Origin of the sequence: Stenotrophomonas beteli, from assembly GCF_001431665.1 — a bacterium.
Taxonomy (GTDB): Bacteria; Pseudomonadota; Gammaproteobacteria; order Xanthomonadales; family Xanthomonadaceae; genus Stenotrophomonas; species Stenotrophomonas beteli.
In genome coordinates this window covers 104,390-121,220 of record NZ_LLXV01000013.1, presented here as the reverse complement: position 1 = coordinate 121,220, position 16,831 = coordinate 104,390, and the positions used below count along the sequence as shown (strand labels likewise).

16 protein-coding genes and 2 tRNA genes are annotated in these 16,831 nt (G+C 66.2%); 10 read left to right on the top strand and 8 right to left on the bottom strand.

Going from position 1 to position 16,831, the window contains the following annotated elements; genetic code table 11:
• The first annotated feature begins 203 nt into the window (after window positions 1-203).
• The 5 genes from ARC23_RS01350 (at window position 204) to ARC23_RS01330 (ending at window position 3,480) form a co-directional block, all read left to right on the top strand.
• Window positions 204-1,793: a cytochrome ubiquinol oxidase subunit I gene (locus tag ARC23_RS01350; protein WP_057495551.1), complete on the top strand. Its 1,590-nt coding sequence runs from the start codon at window positions 204-206 to the stop codon at window positions 1,791-1,793.
• A 15-nt stretch (window positions 1,794-1,808) separates the two neighbouring features.
• A complete protein-coding gene (cydB, locus tag ARC23_RS01345; RefSeq protein WP_057495550.1) occupies window positions 1,809-2,960 on the top strand; it encodes a cytochrome d ubiquinol oxidase subunit II in 1,152 nt (383 codons plus the stop codon).
• Window positions 2,961-3,014: 54 nt separating this feature from the next.
• The gene (gene cydX / locus ARC23_RS01340; protein ID WP_057495549.1) at window positions 3,015-3,131 is read left to right on the top strand and encodes a cytochrome bd-I oxidase subunit CydX; all 117 of its coding nucleotides are present in this window, start codon (window positions 3,015-3,017) and stop codon (window positions 3,129-3,131) included.
• 55 nt (window positions 3,132-3,186) lie between these two features.
• Window positions 3,187-3,263: transfer RNA gene (locus tag ARC23_RS01335), tRNA-Pro, on the top strand.
• Window positions 3,264-3,403: 140 nt separating this feature from the next.
• Window positions 3,404-3,480 (top strand) — tRNA-Pro (locus ARC23_RS01330).
• Between the two features lie 133 nt (window positions 3,481-3,613).
• Here the strand turns inward: ARC23_RS01330 and ARC23_RS20970 are convergent.
• From ARC23_RS20970 to ARC23_RS01305, 6 genes are all read right to left on the bottom strand, one after another.
• Window positions 3,614-3,787, bottom strand: coding sequence for a hypothetical protein (locus ARC23_RS20970; RefSeq protein ID WP_160321650.1), 174 nt, complete (start codon window positions 3,785-3,787; stop codon window positions 3,614-3,616).
• A 242-nt stretch (window positions 3,788-4,029) separates the two neighbouring features.
• Complete coding sequence (locus ARC23_RS20230; protein ID WP_160321649.1) at window positions 4,030-4,614, bottom strand: Imm52 family immunity protein; 585 nt, start codon at window positions 4,612-4,614, stop codon at window positions 4,030-4,032.
• A 161-nt stretch (window positions 4,615-4,775) separates the two neighbouring features.
• Window positions 4,776-5,576 (bottom strand): Tox-REase-5 domain-containing protein, encoded by an 801-nt coding sequence (locus ARC23_RS01320; protein ID WP_057495547.1) that lies wholly within the window; start codon window positions 5,574-5,576, stop codon window positions 4,776-4,778.
• An 8-nt stretch (window positions 5,577-5,584) separates the two neighbouring features.
• Window positions 5,585-5,920 carry a hypothetical protein gene (locus tag ARC23_RS01315; RefSeq protein WP_057495546.1) on the bottom strand — a complete coding sequence of 112 codons (336 nt, stop codon included), beginning with the start codon at window positions 5,918-5,920 and terminating at the stop codon, window positions 5,585-5,587.
• Entirely contained in the window at window positions 5,920-6,390 is a 471-nt protein-coding gene (locus ARC23_RS01310) for a DUF4123 domain-containing protein (protein ID WP_057495545.1), read from the bottom strand. Before ARC23_RS01310 ends, ARC23_RS01315 begins: the two co-directional genes overlap by 1 nt.
• Entirely contained in the window at window positions 6,391-6,792 is a 402-nt protein-coding gene (locus ARC23_RS01305; protein ID WP_238985159.1) for a PAAR domain-containing protein, read from the bottom strand.
• A gap of 346 nt (window positions 6,793-7,138) precedes the next feature.
• Here ARC23_RS01305 and ARC23_RS01300 point away from each other — a divergent pair, with 346 nt between their 5' ends.
• The 5 genes from ARC23_RS01300 (at window position 7,139) to pgaD (ending at window position 14,327) form a co-directional block, all read left to right on the top strand.
• Complete coding sequence (locus tag ARC23_RS01300; RefSeq protein WP_057495543.1) at window positions 7,139-8,344, top strand: CynX/NimT family MFS transporter; 1,206 nt, start codon at window positions 7,139-7,141, stop codon at window positions 8,342-8,344.
• Window positions 8,345-8,686: 342 nt separating this feature from the next.
• Window positions 8,687-10,714: a poly-beta-1,6 N-acetyl-D-glucosamine export porin PgaA gene (pgaA, locus tag ARC23_RS01295; RefSeq protein WP_057495542.1), complete on the top strand. Its 2,028-nt coding sequence runs from the start codon at window positions 8,687-8,689 to the stop codon at window positions 10,712-10,714.
• A 1-nt stretch (window position 10,715) separates the two neighbouring features.
• On the top strand, window positions 10,716-12,602 hold the full coding sequence (gene pgaB / locus ARC23_RS01290) for a poly-beta-1,6-N-acetyl-D-glucosamine N-deacetylase PgaB (protein WP_057495541.1): 1,887 nt from the start codon (window positions 10,716-10,718) through the stop codon (window positions 12,600-12,602).
• 7 nt (window positions 12,603-12,609) lie between these two features.
• Entirely contained in the window at window positions 12,610-13,860 is a 1,251-nt protein-coding gene (gene pgaC, locus ARC23_RS01285; RefSeq protein WP_203226332.1) for a poly-beta-1,6-N-acetyl-D-glucosamine synthase, read from the top strand.
• Entirely contained in the window at window positions 13,857-14,327 is a 471-nt protein-coding gene (pgaD, locus tag ARC23_RS01280; RefSeq protein WP_057495539.1) for a poly-beta-1,6-N-acetyl-D-glucosamine biosynthesis protein PgaD, read from the top strand. The genes pgaC and pgaD overlap by 4 nt, the downstream gene beginning before the upstream one ends.
• 74 nt (window positions 14,328-14,401) lie before the next feature.
• Here pgaD and ARC23_RS01275 read toward each other — a convergent pair whose 3' ends face one another.
• Window positions 14,402-15,673: a glutamate-5-semialdehyde dehydrogenase gene (locus tag ARC23_RS01275; protein ID WP_057495538.1), complete on the bottom strand. Its 1,272-nt coding sequence runs from the start codon at window positions 15,671-15,673 to the stop codon at window positions 14,402-14,404.
• Window positions 15,670-16,827, bottom strand: a complete 1,158-nt coding sequence (gene proB / locus ARC23_RS01270) for a glutamate 5-kinase (protein ID WP_057495537.1) — start codon at window positions 16,825-16,827, stop codon at window positions 15,670-15,672. The genes ARC23_RS01275 and proB overlap by 4 nt, the downstream gene beginning before the upstream one ends.
• Window positions 16,828-16,831 lie beyond the last annotated feature (4 nt).

Genomic DNA, 16,831 nt, shown 5'->3' with positions numbered 1-16,831 from the left:
ACAGGGCATTGTAGGCGCAGGCAACAGCCCGCCCCTGCGGCCGGCGGTCGCAGTCTTCATCAGGTTGGCATACGATCGACCGGGGCACCTGTTCATACATTGATCTGGATCAAGGCTTTCTGAAGTAGTCGGTCACATCATTCACGTCGTAGACCACCCTTCCCGCCACCTGCAACGGCACTATCCAACGAGGTAGCCAGGCCATGATTGATCAGACAGTCGTAGAACTGTCGCGGCTGCAATTCGCGCTGACCGCGATGTACCACTTCCTATTCGTACCGCTCACCCTCGGCCTGTCCTTCATGGTGGCCATCATGGAGAGCGTGTACGTGATGACCGGCAAGGAGATCTGGCGCAGGATGACCCTGTTCTGGGGCGTCCTGTTCGGCATCAACTTCGCCATGGGCGTCGCCACCGGCATCGTCATGGAATTCCAGTTCGGCATGAACTGGTCCTACTACAGCCACTACGTCGGTGACATCTTCGGTGCGCCGCTGGCCATCGAAGGCCTGATGGCGTTCTTCCTGGAAGCCACCTTCGTCGGCCTGTTCTTCTTCGGCTGGAACCGGCTGAGCAAGGTCAAGCACCTGACCGTGACCTGGCTGATGGCGCTGGGCACCAACCTGTCGGCGGTGTGGATCCTGGTGGCCAATGGCTGGATGCAGAACCCGACCGGTGCGGTATTCAACCCGGAAACCATGCGCATGGAAGTGGTCGACTTCATGGCCGTGGTGTTCAACCCGGTAGCGCAGGCCAAGTTCGTGCATACGGTCAGTGCCGGCTACGTGACCGGTGCGGTGTTCGTGATGTCCATCAGCGCCCTGTTCCTGCTGCGCAACAAGCACAAGGACCTGGCCCGCCGTTCGTTCGCCGTGGCCGCGGCGTTCGGCCTGCTGTCCTCGCTGTCGGTGGTGGTACTGGGTGACGAGAGCGGTTATGCCGCCAGCGAGCACCAGAAGATGAAGCTGGCTGCGATCGAAGCGATGTGGGAGACCGAGCGTGCGCCGGCCGACTTCACCGCCTTCGGCATCCCCAACCAGCAAACCCACCAGAACGACTACGCGGTGAAGATTCCGTACCTGATGGGCCTGATCGCCACCCGTTCGCTGGACCAGCCGATTCCGGGCATCCTGGAACTGGTGGAGCGTGCCGAGCACCGCGTGCGTGGCGGCCAGCTGGCCTACGGTGCACTGGAACGCCTGCGCGCCAACAAGAACGACGTTCAAGCACGCGAGATGTTCGACCGTCATTGGCAGGACCTCGGCCATGGCCTGCTGCTCAAGCGCTACCGCGATGACATCCTCAACGCCACCCCGCAGGAAATCTCGCAGGCGGCGATGGATACGGTGCCGCGCGTGATGCCGCTGTTCTGGACCTTCCGCGTGATGGCCGGCCTGGGCTTCTACCTGATCGCCTTCTTCGCACTGGCCTTCTACTACTCCTGCCGCAACAACTTCCAGGACAAGCCGTGGTTCCTCAAGCTGGCGCTGTGGACGCTGCCGGCACCGTGGATCGCCATCGAGTGTGGCTGGTTCGTGGCCGAGTACGGTCGCCAGCCGTGGGCGGTCGATGGCGTGCTGCCGACCTTCTATGCAGCATCGGGCCTGGCGCTGCACCAGATCGTGCTGACCCTGGCGGGCTTCACCGCGATCTACACCGCGCTGATCGTGGTCGAGATCAAGCTGATGCTCAAGGCGATCCGCAAGGGTCCGGACGAGGTGCTGCCGTCGTTGCAGTCGCCCCAGCCGCATGCTTCCCACAATGCCGCAGCGCCGGCCACCGGCCAGGCCTGAGGCAGGAGAACCAAGATGGACTTCATTCTTCTGGACTACACCACGCTGCGCGTGATCTGGTGGCTGCTGCTCGGCATCCTGCTGATCGGTTTCGCCGTGATGGATGGCTTCGACCTGGGCGTGGGCACCCTGCTGCCCTTCGTCGCCCGCAACGACGCTGAGCGCCGGCTGGTGATCAATACCATTGGTCCGGTATGGGAAGGCAACCAGGTGTGGCTGATCCTGGGTGGCGGCGCGATCTTCGCCGCGTGGCCGCCGCTGTATGCGGTCAGCTTCTCCGGGTTCTACCTGGCGATGTTCGTGATCCTGTTCGCGCTGATCCTGCGCCCGGTCGGCTTCAAGTTCCGCAGCAAGATGCCGAGCGAGCGCTGGCGCAACACCTGGGACTGGGCGCTGTTCATCGGCGGCTTCATTCCGGCGCTGATCATGGGCGTGGCAGTGGGCAACGTGGTGCTGGGCGTGCCGTTCCACTTCGATGACAGCATGCGCATCTTCTACACCGGCTCGTTCTTCGGCCTGTTGATGCCCTTCGCGCTGCTGGCCGGCCTGCTCAGCGTGTCGATGCTGGTCGCCCACGGTGCCGCCATGCTGGTGCTGAAGACCGAGGGCCCGGTGGCCGAGCGTGCGGCCCGCTTCGGCAGCATCGCGGCGTTGATCGCTTTCGTGCTGTTCGCGCTGGGCGGTGCCTGGGTGGCCTTCGGCCTGCCGGGTTACCAGATCACCTCGCAGGTGGTCACCGACGGCGCCACCAATCCGCTGCTGAAGACCGCCGAACTCGGCGCCGCCGGTGGCTGGATGCGCAACTACAGCACGATGCCGGCCACGATCCTCGCCCCGCTGGCGGGCCTGATCGGCCTGCTGGCCAGTGCGGTGCTGCTGCGGGCCCGTCGCGGCGGCCTGGCCTTCATCGCCTCCGGCGCGGCCATCGCCGGCATCATCCTGACCGTCGGCTTTGCCATCTTCCCGTTCCTGCTGCCGTCCTCGAGCCAGCCCAACTCCAGCCTGACCGTGTGGGATGCCTCGTCCAGCCACCTGACCCTGTGGATCATGCTGCTGGCCACGGCGGTGTTCCTGCCGATCATCCTCGCCTACACCACCTGGGTGTACCGCGTGCTGAAGGGCAAGACCACCAGCGAAGAGATGGGCAACAACCCGAACGCATACTGATTGACGGTGTGCCGGGCCACGCTCGGCATACCCTTTGGACAGAGGAGATTGACCATGTGGTATTTCGCCTGGATTCTCGGTGCCGGCCTCGCCTCGACGGTGGCCATCCTCAACGGCATGTGGTTCGAAGCCCGCGAGCAGAACCGCATCGAGAGGGAAAATCGTCACTGAGCCGTAAAAAAGCCTTGCCGCCTCGGCCTTCACACGGTATCTTAGGCGGCTCCTTCGGGGTGTAGCTCAGTCTGGTAGAGCGCTACGTTCGGGACGTAGAGGTCGCAGGTTCGAATCCTGTCTCCCCGACCACTCTTGTGGTCGCATTGAAGCCTGGTGAAGTCGTCCAGGCTTTTTTGTTCCCTGAAGTGGCACTGCTTCGGCAGTGTGAAGAAAACAGCATTTACCCCTTGCCGCCATCGGGGTGAATCGCTAGAATAGGCGGCTCCCTTCGGGGTGTAGCTCAGTCTGGTAGAGCGCTACGTTCGGGACGTAGAGGTCGCAGGTTCGAATCCTGTCTCCCCGACCACTTCGGTGGTCAGCAAGAAGCCTGGAAGACGACAGTCCTCCGGGTTTTTTTGTGCCTGCTGTTCAGGCGCCCCTGCCTTTGAAGCGCTGCAACGTGGCAAGGCAGCCGCCCTGCCCCGTCACACGGCCCGGCGTCAGCAGGGCCGCACGTTGAGGCCGGCGTACAGGCCCAGCGCGCGACTGGCCTGGATCAGGCCCTCGATCGCGCGACCGCCTGCGTCCTGGCCCGGCCCGCCATCCTGCTGCGCCCGCCATGGAACGCGGACGGATTGCCAGCCGGCGCCGTACGAGGCGACGCTGGCTGACAAGCGCAAACACGGCTGAGGCTCGAGTTTGCGGTGGTGGGCATTCGCGCCATTGCGGTGATTCGTGCGGTTCCCGTCATTGTTGCGCGGGGTCGGTAGTGGTGCTGCATCCTGCTGGGCAAGCGCTTGCAGGTGTCAGGTGTCACGCTGCCTGGGAAGTGACGCCCACTGGGCGCCTGCGCACAGCCCCCAGCACGACGGATCGCGCACGCGGGGAGCGTTCTGCGCGAAAACCGGAAATGGCCCTAGCCCTTGAGGCTCGGGTCGGTTACCGGCAACAGGTCATAGCTGGCCAGATCCATTTCGACGCGGTGCACCTTGTCCACCTGCGCGTCGTCGGTGGGGTCAAACACACCCGGCACCGAGACGATGACCGTGCCCAGGCCATCGACCGGGTGGACGGCATGCGCGTCGGGGATCTGCGCGTGGGTGATCTGCGCGGGGACGAAGCCCATCCAGCCAAAGTAACGACGGTGTCGATACAAGCGCCTGTCTAGCTGGTAGGTCACGAGACCCTTCTCAGGTGTTCTTGCATTGACATCCGTGCTCGCGAATGTGGGCTCTATTACCACCACCATTCTGATCAACGCATTGAGCATCAGCGAGGAAGTGGATGCTCCAAACGGCTCGACTCCCTCCAGGCTGAAGCAGTTGAAGCCTGTTGTCGGATCCAGTTCGAGCACTGCAACTCCTGGCTTACACCAGTCACGGTCGTTATCGACGTTGGCAAGCGACAAAGAAGCGCCAAGTTCGGGATAGTCACCAAATTTCCTGCGATCCTGCTCAACCTTCCCGCTGATCCGGTTAAAAAGCGCATCACTGTCTTCCAAGGGAATTGCTTTCTCGGAACGAATTGAAGGGAGCGCATACCATCGCTTCATTAGTGGATGCTGCTGTGACAAATATCGGGTCAGACTCTTCGCCAAGCTTATGACTTCCTCGGGTGATCGCGCGACAGGCGTCGTCCAAAGGTTGGCCTGGGAACTCAGAATCATCTTTCTTCTCCAAGGAAAGGCTCGTATCTGCAGAGCGAAGAATCGATTCCGCCTGTCGATACGGCCGCCGCCATCGTGCGTCGTTGCATGAAGCACCAGATAAGCCGGCCTTGCGGCTCGGCAATCGCGATAGCAGCGCGCTGCCTGAGCATCTGCTTTCGCCATGAGTTGAATATTCCAAGCCGCACAAAACTGTACTTAGCCCGACCATTTTCATCCAGAAAATGCTCATACCTCCCCTTCGCTTCCACCACCGTACAGTCCTTCAACCAGAACCCATCAAACTCGCAGGCGTTGAAATGCCACTCCTGCACGGTGCGTGAGAACCCATCGCGCTCAAGGTAGTCAAACAACGTATCCACCGAGAACAACCGCCGATCAGGATCCGCCTTGTCGGCAACCATGAAACCAAAGCGCAGCGGTGCCGAGCGCAGGTTGGCGATGTACAGCTGGTACTCGTAGTTGATCAGGTTGCTTTGGGTCACATAGCGCGGGGTGAGAGGCGGACCGACGAACCCCTCCTTCAGCAGGCACTCGTTGCACGCGGTCTCGTCGGGCATCTGCGAGCAGTCCACCTCCCGCGCCTTGGCCGTCGGCTCGGCGCGCGCATCCGGCTTGGCTTCACCACGCACCCGCTGCTGGATGCCGTACACGGCATCGCGAATGCCATCGACCACGTCGCCGGTGGTCGGCCCTCCGTAGGGCTCCACCGGATTGCCGTCTTCATCCACGCCGCCGTTGCCGCCTCCCATGCCGGGCCCAAGCCAGGGCCGCGGACCGATGATTCTGGTGCCCATCGTTGCTCCTAGTGTCCTGCCAGATTCGACGGCAGATCGGCCGCTGCCAGATTCGGATCCGTCGCGGCGCGCATCCACATGTCCGCGGCCGGGACGGCGCGCAGACCGCGCGCCCACGCCATATCCGCCTTCACCCAACGCACCAGCACCGGCAGGTGGGTGACGCGCAGCACATAGGCTGCATGGTCATGGCTTCGCACCACGTCATCCATCAACGCGCCATCGCTCAGATGACCGACGCTGCCGGGGTACTCCTCGCGGATCTCCCGGCACAACAGCGGGAAAAAGGTGGAGGGGTCAGGCAGGCGCAGCAGAGCCTCCTGCTTTTCGTTGATCTCAAACATCAACCAGTCTCCGCTGCATACAACGTGTCACGTTCCAGGGCGTAGCGCTGGCCCAGCATCTGGAAGCGCCACTGCCGCAGCGGACCCATCAGCTGCCTGCGCTGCTGCAGCGTGAAGACGCGCTGCAAGCGCACGAACACGCGACCATCCCAATAGCGCAGCAGTGCGAGTTTGCCGCTGGGGCGGCGCAGGTCCAGGCAGGCTTCCAGGTGCTGGAACACCGCTTCAAATCCGGCGTCGCTGCTGAGCCAGGCCACGACCGGCTTGTCCAGCTCCAGCGCGCGCAACCATCCCTCCACCGGGGTCTGATGCTGCGCAGGCAACTGGATCAGCCAGGGACCCAGGGAGGCGTGCGCCGCCTCGGGCTGGCGTGCCAACAGGGTCCGGTGCGGCAGGTCCTGCGCATACCAGGCCAGCGCCTTGGCCGTGTCGGCATGGGCCGCTGCATCGACAATGACGTACCGGTTCATTCAGCGCCCCAGGAAGGTCGCGCCGGAGCGCGAGGCGGCCAGCAGGCATGCTTCGCACACCGGCGGCTTGCCGGCCTGCGGCACTACGGGCAGCGCGGCCAGATCCGAGGCAGCAGCGGCGTGGCTGGCGCCGTCAGCCGCGCCGCCTCCCCCGCCCGTGTCCACATGGACACGGGACTGCTTGCCGGACATCAGCGAGCAGCCGCATGAGAGCCTGTCGCCGTGGCGAGCCACGGGCTGGCCTTCAAACGTCAGCGTGATGTCGCCGCTGACGATGGTGGCCACGCACTGGTGTTGGGGGCAGGTGGCCTTGTCGCCCACCCGCGCCACGGCCATGCCCTCGATGTCGGTAACCGGGGAGCCGGTGATGACCCTGCCACCGCCCGTGGTTGCATCACCCACCACAATCAACGTCCTTGCCACCCTGCAACCCTTCGGCCATGGATGTGGCCCGAACCTAGCAACGCCCCACACCCCCTGCACTTCGATACGGCGTCCGTCGCGGCGTGCCTGCCGCGGCCAAACGCGCGCAGGAGTCCGCAACGCAAGGGGTTGACCGGTTTCACGGTGCCTATCCAGGCCGCACCGGCCGCCCTCACCCGGCTATGCAGATCGCGACAAATCGCGCCAACAGGACCTCTCCCCGCCAGCCACGTACAATGACGCCCTCCCCCACCCACCGCGCCGGCACAGCCCTGCGTGGCACTGCACGCCAAGACGCGGCGTGCGACACCTGCAAGGACCACCGATGAGTTCCTCCCCTTCCGATTCGCCGTCGCTGCTGCACGGTCGCGTCCTCGCGTTCGCCGCAATCCTGCTGGCAGCGATCAACCTGCGCACCGCCGTCACTTCGATCACGCCCCTGCTGGACGTGCTCGGCCAGCAGTTCGGCTTCGGCACCACCATGACCGGCGTGCTCGGCATGCTGCCGACCGCCTCGTTCGCCCTGTTCGGCGTGGCCACGCCGGCACTGGCGCGCCGGCTGGGGCTGGAGCGCACCACCCTGCTGGCGATGGTGATGGCGATGACCGGCCTGCTGCTGCGCTCCAGCGCCGGCAATGTCGGCACGCTGCTGCTGGGCTCGGTGCTGGCATTGGCTGGCATGGGCATCGGCAACGTGGTGGTGCCGCCGCTGGTGAAGCGCTATTTCGCCAACAAGGTCGGCACCATGAGCACGCTCTACATCAGCGTGCTGCAGCTGGGCACGATGCTGCCGGCGCTGCTGGCAGTGCCGGTAGCCAACGCGGCAGGCTGGCGCGTATCGCTGGGCATGTGGGCACTGCTGGCGCTGGCCGCCGCGCTACCGTGGCTGATGCTGGCCCGGCGCGCGCCGAAGCCGCAGGCCGACGCCACCGATCCGACCGCACAGCCGCATGGCAAGGTCTGGCGCACTTCGCTGGGCTGGAGCATGACGCTGATGTTCGGCATGACCTCACTGATGACCTATTCGATGTTCACCTGGCTGCCGCGCATCGTGGTCGAGGCCGGTGGCACGCCGGCCTTCGGCGGGGTGATGGTGGCGGTGTTCTCGGCCCTGGGCCTGCTGCCGTCGCTGCTGATTCCGTCGATGGCGGTGCGCCTGCAGAACCCGTTCCCGCTGGTGCTGATCGGCTTCTTCTCGTTCGTGATCGCCTTCACCGGGCTGCTGCTGGCACCGATGAAAGCGCCGCTGCTGTGGGCCTGCCTGCTCGGCGTTGGCCCGTCCACGTTCCCGCTGGCACTGACCCTGATCAACCTGCGTACGCGTACCCCCACCGGCTCGGCAGCGCTGTCGGGCTTCATGCAGGGCGTGGGCTACAGCTTCAGCTGCCTGGGGCCGTTCCTGGTCGGCTGGCTGCACACCGTCAGCGACGGCTGGACGCTCCCGTTCAGCTTCCTGTTCGGCTGCGCAACGCTGATGCTGTGCGCCTCCTGGGTGGCCTGCAAGCCGCGCAAGCTGGAAGACCTCTGGTAAGCCCCGTGGGGCCCGCAACCGGCCCCACCTACCGCTCGTCAGCCCGATCGCGCATTTTGACGCCGGGCTGACAATTCCGGGCGGATAGTGCCCACGAATGCCCATCCTTGCCGCGTGCCGGCATCGGGCATGGGGGCGGCACCGCCGCCCAGGCCACCACTCGGTGTGCGGGGGACTCTCGTTTCAGACAAGACATTGCAGGTCGCTGTCCTGGTTCCGCCCATCCCTGCTGGATGGGAGTTCGCGAGGGGAGTGACGCAGGTCACGGCCATCCCAAAATCTGGCATGTGATTTGCGTCACATTTTTCAGGTTGTCTGGTTCGGAAGCCAAGGGGGTCCCCAATGGTTGTCCACCGCCGGCTGGCGCTCTGCGTCGGCCTCGCCTGCTCCGCGCTGGCCTGGGCCAGCAGTGCCGCACCGCCGGACCGCGAGGCGGCGCTGGCCGAGATTGGCCGCTACCGTGACCAGGCCCGCTGGCTGGACGCGCTGGGTGCGATCGAACGCGCGAGCCAGCAACAACCCAATGATGACCTGCTGTTCAAGTTGCGTGTCCTGACTCTGGGCGACATCGGCAATGCGTGGCGCGCCTGGGAGCTGTACCAGCAGCGGCCGCAGCTGTTCGACCAGGCCCAGAAGCAACGCCTGGAAGGCGACTATCTGGCCAAGCTGGTGGTCTGGAGCCTGGCCTACAGCCGCAGCGAAGACACCCGCCTGGAAGAGGCCGAATCCACCCTGGCGCGCATGCAGCGCTATCTTGGCAGCGAAGGCACGCCACCGGCCCAGGCCCCGCTGCGCATCCGCATGGACCGCCTGATCCTGCTCAACCGGCTGGGGCGCCACGCACAGGTGCGCGAGGAAGCACGCGTCCTGCAGGCCGAGGGTCACACGCTTCCCGACTACGTGCTGCCTGCGGTGGGCGATTCACTGATGGGAACGCTGCACCCGCAGGAAGCCATTCCGGTGCTGCAGGCGGCGGTGGCCGGCGACCCCACGCGCGATGCCTCGCACTCGCAGCTGGCCTATGCCTACCTGGAAAGCGAGCAGCAGGAAAAAGCCATCGACCTGCTGCAGGCATGGCGCGACAAGGAGCCGGCGTGGCGCTGGAGCAATGGCAAATCGCCGTATGCCAACTGGTCGCGCTACGAAGCCGACCTGAACCTGGCGATGGTGCGCGCCTACAGCGGCGATCTGTCTACCGCGCAGCACGACCTGGAATCGATGGTCGATATCGCACCGGGCAACGGCGGCCTGCAGAGCGCACTGGGCAGCGTGTACATGATGCGCGGCTGGCCACGCCGGGCGCTGCAGCGCCAGCAGATGGCACACACGCTTGACCCGCGTGACGTGGAAGCCCGGCTGGGCATGGAAGAGGCCTACCTCGCCCTGCAGCGCGATGACCTGGCGCGGCCGCTGCACGATGACCTGATCGCGCGCTACCCCACGCAACCGGCGGTCGAACGCATGGACCAGGCATGGCGCGTGCATCGCGGCTGGCAGCTGAAGGCATGGGCCGATATCGGGCGCAGCTCCGGTGGTGGTGGCACCTCGCCACTGGGCAACAACGACCGCCACTACGGCGTGGAAGTGGAGACTCCGATCCTCGATGACCGCTGGCGCCTGTTCGCCCTGGCCGACCGGCGCTCGACCGATTTCCAGGACCAGCGCATCGATCCCCTGTGGCTGGGTGCGGGCGTGCGCTACCGCTTCGGGCAGCTGGATGCGGAAGCGGCGGTCCTGCGCGCCAACGACCACATCGGCGACACCGGCCTGCGCGTCGGCGTCGGCTGGCAGTTCAACGATTACTGGCACGCTGGCCTGGTGGTCGCGCGCAATGACCCGGAGGCCTCGATGCAGGCGCGCGCGGCCGGCATCACCGCCGACAGCGTGAGCGCACAGGCGGACTACCGGCGCAGCGAGCTCACCCATTGGACGTTCGGCGCCAGCCGCTTCCGCTATGACGATGGCAACCACCGCGAGCTGTTCGGCACCCGCGTCCAACAGCGCCTGCTGACCCGCCCGCGCTGGCTGATCGATGGCCTGGCCAGTGCCTACACCAGTCGCGGCAGCCGCGACGATGCGCCCTACTTCAACCCGAGGCGCGACCGCATGGTCGAGATCGGGCTGCGCATCGACCAGCAGCTGTGGCGGCACTACGAGCGCCACTTCCGGCATCGCCTGACCGTCTCGCTGGGTGACTACTGGCAGGAGGGTTTCGGCAGTGCACTGGTGCCGTCGGTGTCCTACATGCATGAGTGGCAACTGGGCCCGGGCCGCGTGTTCGAGTACGGCGTGCGCTGGTCACGGCCGGTCTACGACGGACACCGCGAGCGCCACATCGGCTTCGAAGCCGCACTGCGCTGGGGAGACTGACATGGCCCGCATCCTGCGACTGATCGTTCTCCTGCTGCTGGCCATTGCGCCATCGGCCCCGGCGCAGCAGGCCCTGGATCTCGATGCGGTCGACAACGGCCTGTTGATCCTCAGCTACCACGACATCCGCGACCAGGTCGCCGCCAAGGGCGATGCCGACAGCTACGCGGTGAGCACGCAGAACTTCGCCGCCCACCTGGACTGGCTGGGCGCACACGGCTACCACCCCGTTTCGCTGTCGCAGCTGATCGAGGCCTCGCAGGGCCGCGCCACGCTGCCTCCAAAGCCGGTACTGCTGACCTTCGACGATGGCCTGCGCAGCGTCTACGACAAGGCCTTCCCGCTGCTGCGGGCCTACCGCTACCCGGCGCTGGTGGCGGTGATCACCGACTATGTGGACATGGCACCAGGCCGCACCATCGACTACGGCTACCGCCCGTTCGGCCACGACGACTTCGTGACCTGGGCGCAGCTGAAGCAGATGCACGACAGTGGCCTGATCGAAGTGGCCAGCCACACCGATGACCTGCACCACGGCGTGCTTGCCAACCCGCAGGGGAACTCCACGCCCGCCGTGGTCACCCGCATCTACAGCCCGGCCACGCACAGCTACGAGAGCGAGACGCAGTATGAGCAGCGCCTGCGCACTGATCTTTCGCGCAGCGTGCAGCGCATCCAGCAGCACCTGGGCGTGCGCCCGCGTGCCATCGTCTGGCCCTATGCGGCCTACAACCAGTTGAGCAACGACATCGCCGAGCAGCTGGGCATGCCGGTTTCGTTCGACCTGGAAGGCCGCAGCACGCCGGTGGCCAGCGACCTGCACGGGCTGGCGCGGTTGCTGGTGAGCAACAACCCGACCGTGGAAAGCCTGGCGTACGAACTGCGCCGTGACGTCGCGCTCGATGGCATCCGCGCCCTGCAGATCGACCTGGATGATGTGTACGACGCGGACCCGGCGCAGCAGGCACGCAACCTCGATGCGCTGATCGAGCGCGTCAAGCGCATCGCGCCTACCCACGTCTACCTACAGGCGTTCGCCGACCCGGACGGCAACAACACCGCCGACGCGCTGTACTTCCCGAACCGGCACATGCCGATGCGCGCGGACCTGTTCAGCCGCGTGGCCTGGCAGCTCAAGTCCCGCGCGGGCGTGAAGGTCTACGCATGGCTGCCGGTGCTGGGCTTCGAACTGCCCGACCCGGTGCAGCGCAAGGCGCTGGCGATCCGCAACGGCGATGCCGATGGCATGTACCGGCTGGACTTCACCAACCCGAAGGCACGCCAGATCATGCTCGACATCTACGAGGATCTGGCAGTCAATTCGTATTTCGAAGGGCTGCTGTTCCATGACGATGGCTACCTGCGCGACACCGAGCTGCCTGCCCTGGCGGCCGGCGCCGACGGCAGCGCGCGTACCCGGGCGCTGATCGACTTCACCCTGGCCCTGCGCAACAGCGCGCAGCGCTGGCGGCCGAAGCTGGCAACGGTGCGCAACCTGTATGCCGAGCCGGTACTGCGCCCGCAGAGCGAAGCCTGGTTCGCGCAGCGCCTGGACCTGTTCAACAGCGCCTACGACCAGACCGCGCTGATGGCGATGCCCTGGATGGAAGGCAGCAGGCACCCCGAACGCTGGCTCGACCACCTGCTGGCTGCGGTACGCGCGCATGACCCGCAGCTGCAGCACACCCTGTTCGAACTGCAGACCGTCGATTGGCGCAGTGGCCAGCCGATTCCCGCCGAGCGCCTGCGCGCGCAGATCCGCCAGCTGCAGGCACAGGGTGTGCACCATTTCGCCTGGTACCCGGATGACTTCATCGGCGACCAGCCCTCCACCCACGATGCCCGTGCGGCCATGTCCGCCGGCACCTTCCCGTACCCGGAGAAGTGACGTGGACATGCATCCGCTGCTGCAGGTCCTGTTCCAGTTCGCCTTCTACTACCCGATGGTGATGGCGTTCTTCTGGATGTCCGGCGGCCTGTACTACTACTACCGCCGCGAACGCCATTCGCGCCCGCGCAGCGACCCGCCCTTGATGGTCGATCCCCCGTTCGCGACCCTGCTGATTCCCTGCCACAACGAATCGGAGAATCTTGACGACACCCTCGGCGCAGCGCTCAACCAGCGCTATCCGACCGATTACGAGGTGATCGCGATCGACGACGGCAGCAGCGACGACACCAGTACGCACCTGGACGCGCTGGCGGCCCAGCACCCACGGCTGCGCGTGCTGCACCTGGACCGCAACCTGGGCAAGGCCAACGCGCTGCGCATGGGCGCACTGGCCGCCCGCTCGGAGTACCTGGTGTGCATCGACGGCGATGCCATGCTGGAGGAACACGCACTGCACTGGATGGTCTGGCACCTGGTCAGCGGCAACCGGGTCGGTGCGGTCACCGGCAACCCGCGCATCCGCAACCGCTCCACCCTGCTCGGCCGCCTGCAGGTGGCCGAGTTCTCCTCGATCATCGGCATGATCAAGCGCGCGCAGCGCGTGTACGGGCGCATCTTCACCATTTCCGGGGTGATTGCCGGCTTCCGTCGCACCGCATTGCACCAGGTGGGCTGGTGGTCGGATGACATGGTGACCGAGGACATCGACATCAGCTGGCGCCTGCAACGTGCGCACTGGGACATCCGCTACGAGCCCAACGCACTGTGCTTCATCCTGATGCCGGAAACACTCAGGGGCCTGTGGCGGCAGCGCCTGCGCTGGGCGCAGGGCGGCGTGGAGGTGATGCTGCGCCACGCCCGCTCGCTGCTGCACTGGAAAGAGCGGCGCATGTGGGGCGTGCTGCTGGAGTACGTGCTGAGCGTGGTCTGGGCCTACACCATGCTGTTCATCGTGCTGCTGTGGGCGCTGGGCAAGTTCATCGAGCTGCCACCGCAGCTGCACATCGCCAGCCTGCTGCCGCAGTGGCATGGCGTGATCCTGGCGCTGGTCTGCCTGCTTCAGTTCGCCAGCAGCCTGATCATCGACCGGCGTTACGAAACACAGATTGGACGCAACTACTTCTGGGTCATCTGGTACCCGATGGCGTACTGGCTGATCAGCCTTTCCACCACCCTGGTGGCGTTGCCGAAGACGCTGCTGCGACGCCGTCGCAAGCGCGCCACCTGGACCAGCCCTGATCGGGGTATCCGATGAACGCACAGCACCCGTCCAACCGATTCGATTCGCGGATGATCCGCAAGCCACACCGCCAGCCGCGGTTCCAGCGCACGGCCTGGGGATTTGTCACCCTGGCGTTCTGGGGCTTCTACTTCTACCTGTGGGCACCGCTGGTCACGCTGGTGTCGTGGCTGGTCGGCGGGCAGATGGCATGGCAGCAGCTGTACGAGCGGCAGAACCAGTTCGACCCCTACGTACTGGTGGCACTGCCGGTGATGCTGTTGTGCGCCAGTGTGCTGCTGATCAGCTGGGCCGAGTACAACCGTGCGCGCTTCCGCGGCCGGGAGCGACGCCTGCCGCGGCCACTGGCCAGCCTCAATGAGGTGGCAGCAGATCTGGGCGCCAGTACCGGCTTGGCCGAGCGCCTGGCCCAATGCAAGGCGGCGACGCTGCATATGGACGATCACGCACGCCCGGTCGGCATCCGCCGCGAGGTGGTGTAGCCCGGCAACCCGGCAGGTGCCGGCCTGGGTCGGCAGCTACCAGAAGCAACCGTTGATATCGGCGCAGCCAGCGCTCAGGTACGCGTCTGCCCTTCGCCACGCACAACGAAGCGTTCGACGGTGAGCGCTTCCAGCCCCATCGGCCCATACGCATGCAGGCGCGTGGTGGAAATGCCGATCTCGCTGCCCAGCCCCAGCTGCCCCCCATCGGAGAAGCGCGAAGACGCGTTGACCATCACCACCGCCGAGCGCAGCGCTTTGACGAAGCGCTCGGCATTGCCGGTGTCTTCGGTGGCGATCACTTCGGTATGGTCGGAGGTGTACGCGCGGATGTGCGCGATGGCCGCAGCCAGATCGTCAACCACGCGCACCGCCAGCACCAGATCGAGGAACTCGGCAGCGTAGTCGTCTTCGGTGGCCAGCGTGCTGCCCGGCAGCAGGGGCTGCGCATCCGCGTCGGCGCGCAGCTGCACGCCACGCTCGCCCAGCGCCTTCGCCACGCGCGGCAGGAACGAGCCGGCGATGTCACGATGCACCAGCAGCGTTTCCAGTGAATTGCAGGCCGAAGGACGGCTGCACTTTCCGTCCACCAGCAGATCGAGGGCCTTGCCGGGATCGGCACTGGCGTCCACGAACAGGTGGCAGACGCCCTTGTAGTGCTTGATCACCGGGACCCGCGCATGCTCGGCAACGAAGCGGATCAGGCCTTCGCCACCCCGCGGAATCGCCAGGTCGATCAGCTCATGCAGCTGCAGCAGTTCCAGCATCGCTTCACGGCGCAGGTCGGTCATCACGGTCACTGCCGCCGCCGGTACGCCATTGGCCTGCAGGGCACCTGCCAGCGCCTGGGCGATGGCAGTGTTGGAGTGGATCGCTTCGGAACCACCGCGCAGGATCACGCCATTGCCGGCCTTCAGGCACAGCGCGGCCGCTTCGGCGGTCACGTTCGGGCGCGCCTCGTAGATCATCGCGATCACACCCAGCGGCACGCGCACCTTCTGCACGCGGATGCCGTTTGGACGCACATCGTCGCGGGTGAGCTGGCCGACCGGATCGGGCAGCCCGGCGACCTCACGCACGGCCTCGGCCATCGCGAACAGGCGTGCCGGGTCCAGCGCCAGGCGGTCAAGCATGGCACTGCCAACGCCCTTGTCGCGGGCGGCCGCCAGATCGCGCGCGTTGCCGGCCAGGATCAGCCCGGCGTTCACTTCCAGCGCCTGCGCCATGCCCAGCAGCAGCGCGCGCCGGGCATCGCTGTCGAGGCCGGCAACGACCTGGGCCGCGTCACGGCAGGCACGCGCCTGCGCTTCGATATCGCTCATCGGGATGTCCTTCAAGCCGGTCATGGCAGCACCAGGTCGTCGCGATGGACGACGCTGCCACCGTAGTTGTAGCCGAGCACGGCCTGGATGTCGCGCGAATGGCGTCCCGCGATGCGACGCACGTCATCGGCCGCGTACTGGCTGACGCCACGGGCGATGCAGACGCGCCCCTGCGGTGCGTCCCAGCACACCTGCACCATGTCACCACGGCGGAACGTCCCTTCCGCACCGGTGATGCCGCCAGGCAGCAGCGAGGCGCCCTTCTCGCGCATCGCCTGTGCCGCACCAGCGTCGATCATGATCGCGCCTTCAGCCAGCGGTGCGTGCCGCAGCCAGTGCTTGCGGGCCGCTTCGCGGCTGCGTGCGGCGTGGATGCGGGTACCGAACAGGCGATCCTGTGCCAGCGCGCGTACCACCTCGCCACTGCGGCCGTTGAACAGGTAGGTTTCGATGCCGAGACGGCCGGCCTTCGCTGCGGCCTCCAGCTTGGTGCGCATGCCGCCGGTGCCAGCGCGGGAGCCGGCACCGCCGGCCATCGCCAGCACCTGGTCGCTCAGTTCCGGCACATCATGCAGCGGCCGCGCGTCGGGCACCGTCCGCGGATCGGCGCTGTACAGGCCGTCGATGTCGGTGGCGATGAACAGCGCATCGGCGTCGACCAGCGCCGCCACGGTGGCGGCCAGGTTGTCGTTGTCACCGAGCTTGAGTTCGTCCACCGATACGGTGTCGTTCTCGTTGACCACCGGCAGCGCACCCAGCCGCAGCAATTCGTTGAGGGTTGCCCGCGCGTTGAGGTAGCGGCGGCGGTTGCGCAGATCGTCATGGGTCAGCAGCACCTGCGCCACCGGGCGTTCGAAGAAGCGCTGCCAGAGCCCGATCAGCTGCGCCTGGCCGAGCGCGGCCAGGGCCTGGCGTGCGGCCATCGCCGCGCCGGGCTCGTCGGCGCGCGGCAGGATCGCGCGACCGGCCGCGACCGCGCCGGACGATACGATCACCACCTCGCGCCCGGCCAGTACATTGGCCGACACGAACTGTGCCAAGCCCAGCGCGTGGCGTGGCGACAGGCCGCCACCATCGGCCGCCAGCAGGCTGCTGCCAACCTTCAGCACCGCACGCCGCCATGGCGGCAGCGCCTGTTGCGGGAACGGCGAAGCGACAGTGGCGGCGTGCAGGGTCATCGGT

Coding starts and splice junctions, on each gene's coding strand:
- pgaD (WP_057495539.1), top strand. CDS start 13,857: ATGAACGCACAGCACCCGTCCAACCGATTCGATTCGCGGATGATCCGC.
- cydB (WP_057495550.1), top strand. CDS start 1,809: ATGGACTTCATTCTTCTGGACTACACCACGCTGCGCGTGATCTGGTGG.
- ARC23_RS01275 (WP_057495538.1), bottom strand. CDS start 15,673: ATGACCGGCTTGAAGGACATCCCGATGAGCGATATCGAAGCGCAGGCG.
- pgaC (WP_203226332.1), top strand. CDS start 12,610: ATGCATCCGCTGCTGCAGGTCCTGTTCCAGTTCGCCTTCTACTACCCG.
- pgaA (WP_057495542.1), top strand. CDS start 8,687: ATGGTTGTCCACCGCCGGCTGGCGCTCTGCGTCGGCCTCGCCTGCTCC.
- proB (WP_057495537.1), bottom strand. CDS start 16,827: ATGACCCTGCACGCCGCCACTGTCGCTTCGCCGTTCCCGCAACAGGCG.
- cydX (WP_057495549.1), top strand. CDS start 3,015: ATGTGGTATTTCGCCTGGATTCTCGGTGCCGGCCTCGCCTCGACGGTG.
- ARC23_RS01315 (WP_057495546.1), bottom strand. CDS start 5,920: ATGTTTGAGATCAACGAAAAGCAGGAGGCTCTGCTGCGCCTGCCTGAC.
- ARC23_RS01310 (WP_057495545.1), bottom strand. CDS start 6,390: ATGAACCGGTACGTCATTGTCGATGCAGCGGCCCATGCCGACACGGCC.
- ARC23_RS01320 (WP_057495547.1), bottom strand. CDS start 5,576: ATGGGCACCAGAATCATCGGTCCGCGGCCCTGGCTTGGGCCCGGCATG.
- ARC23_RS01350 (WP_057495551.1), top strand. CDS start 204: ATGATTGATCAGACAGTCGTAGAACTGTCGCGGCTGCAATTCGCGCTG.
- pgaB (WP_057495541.1), top strand. CDS start 10,716: ATGGCCCGCATCCTGCGACTGATCGTTCTCCTGCTGCTGGCCATTGCG.
- ARC23_RS01300 (WP_057495543.1), top strand. CDS start 7,139: ATGAGTTCCTCCCCTTCCGATTCGCCGTCGCTGCTGCACGGTCGCGTC.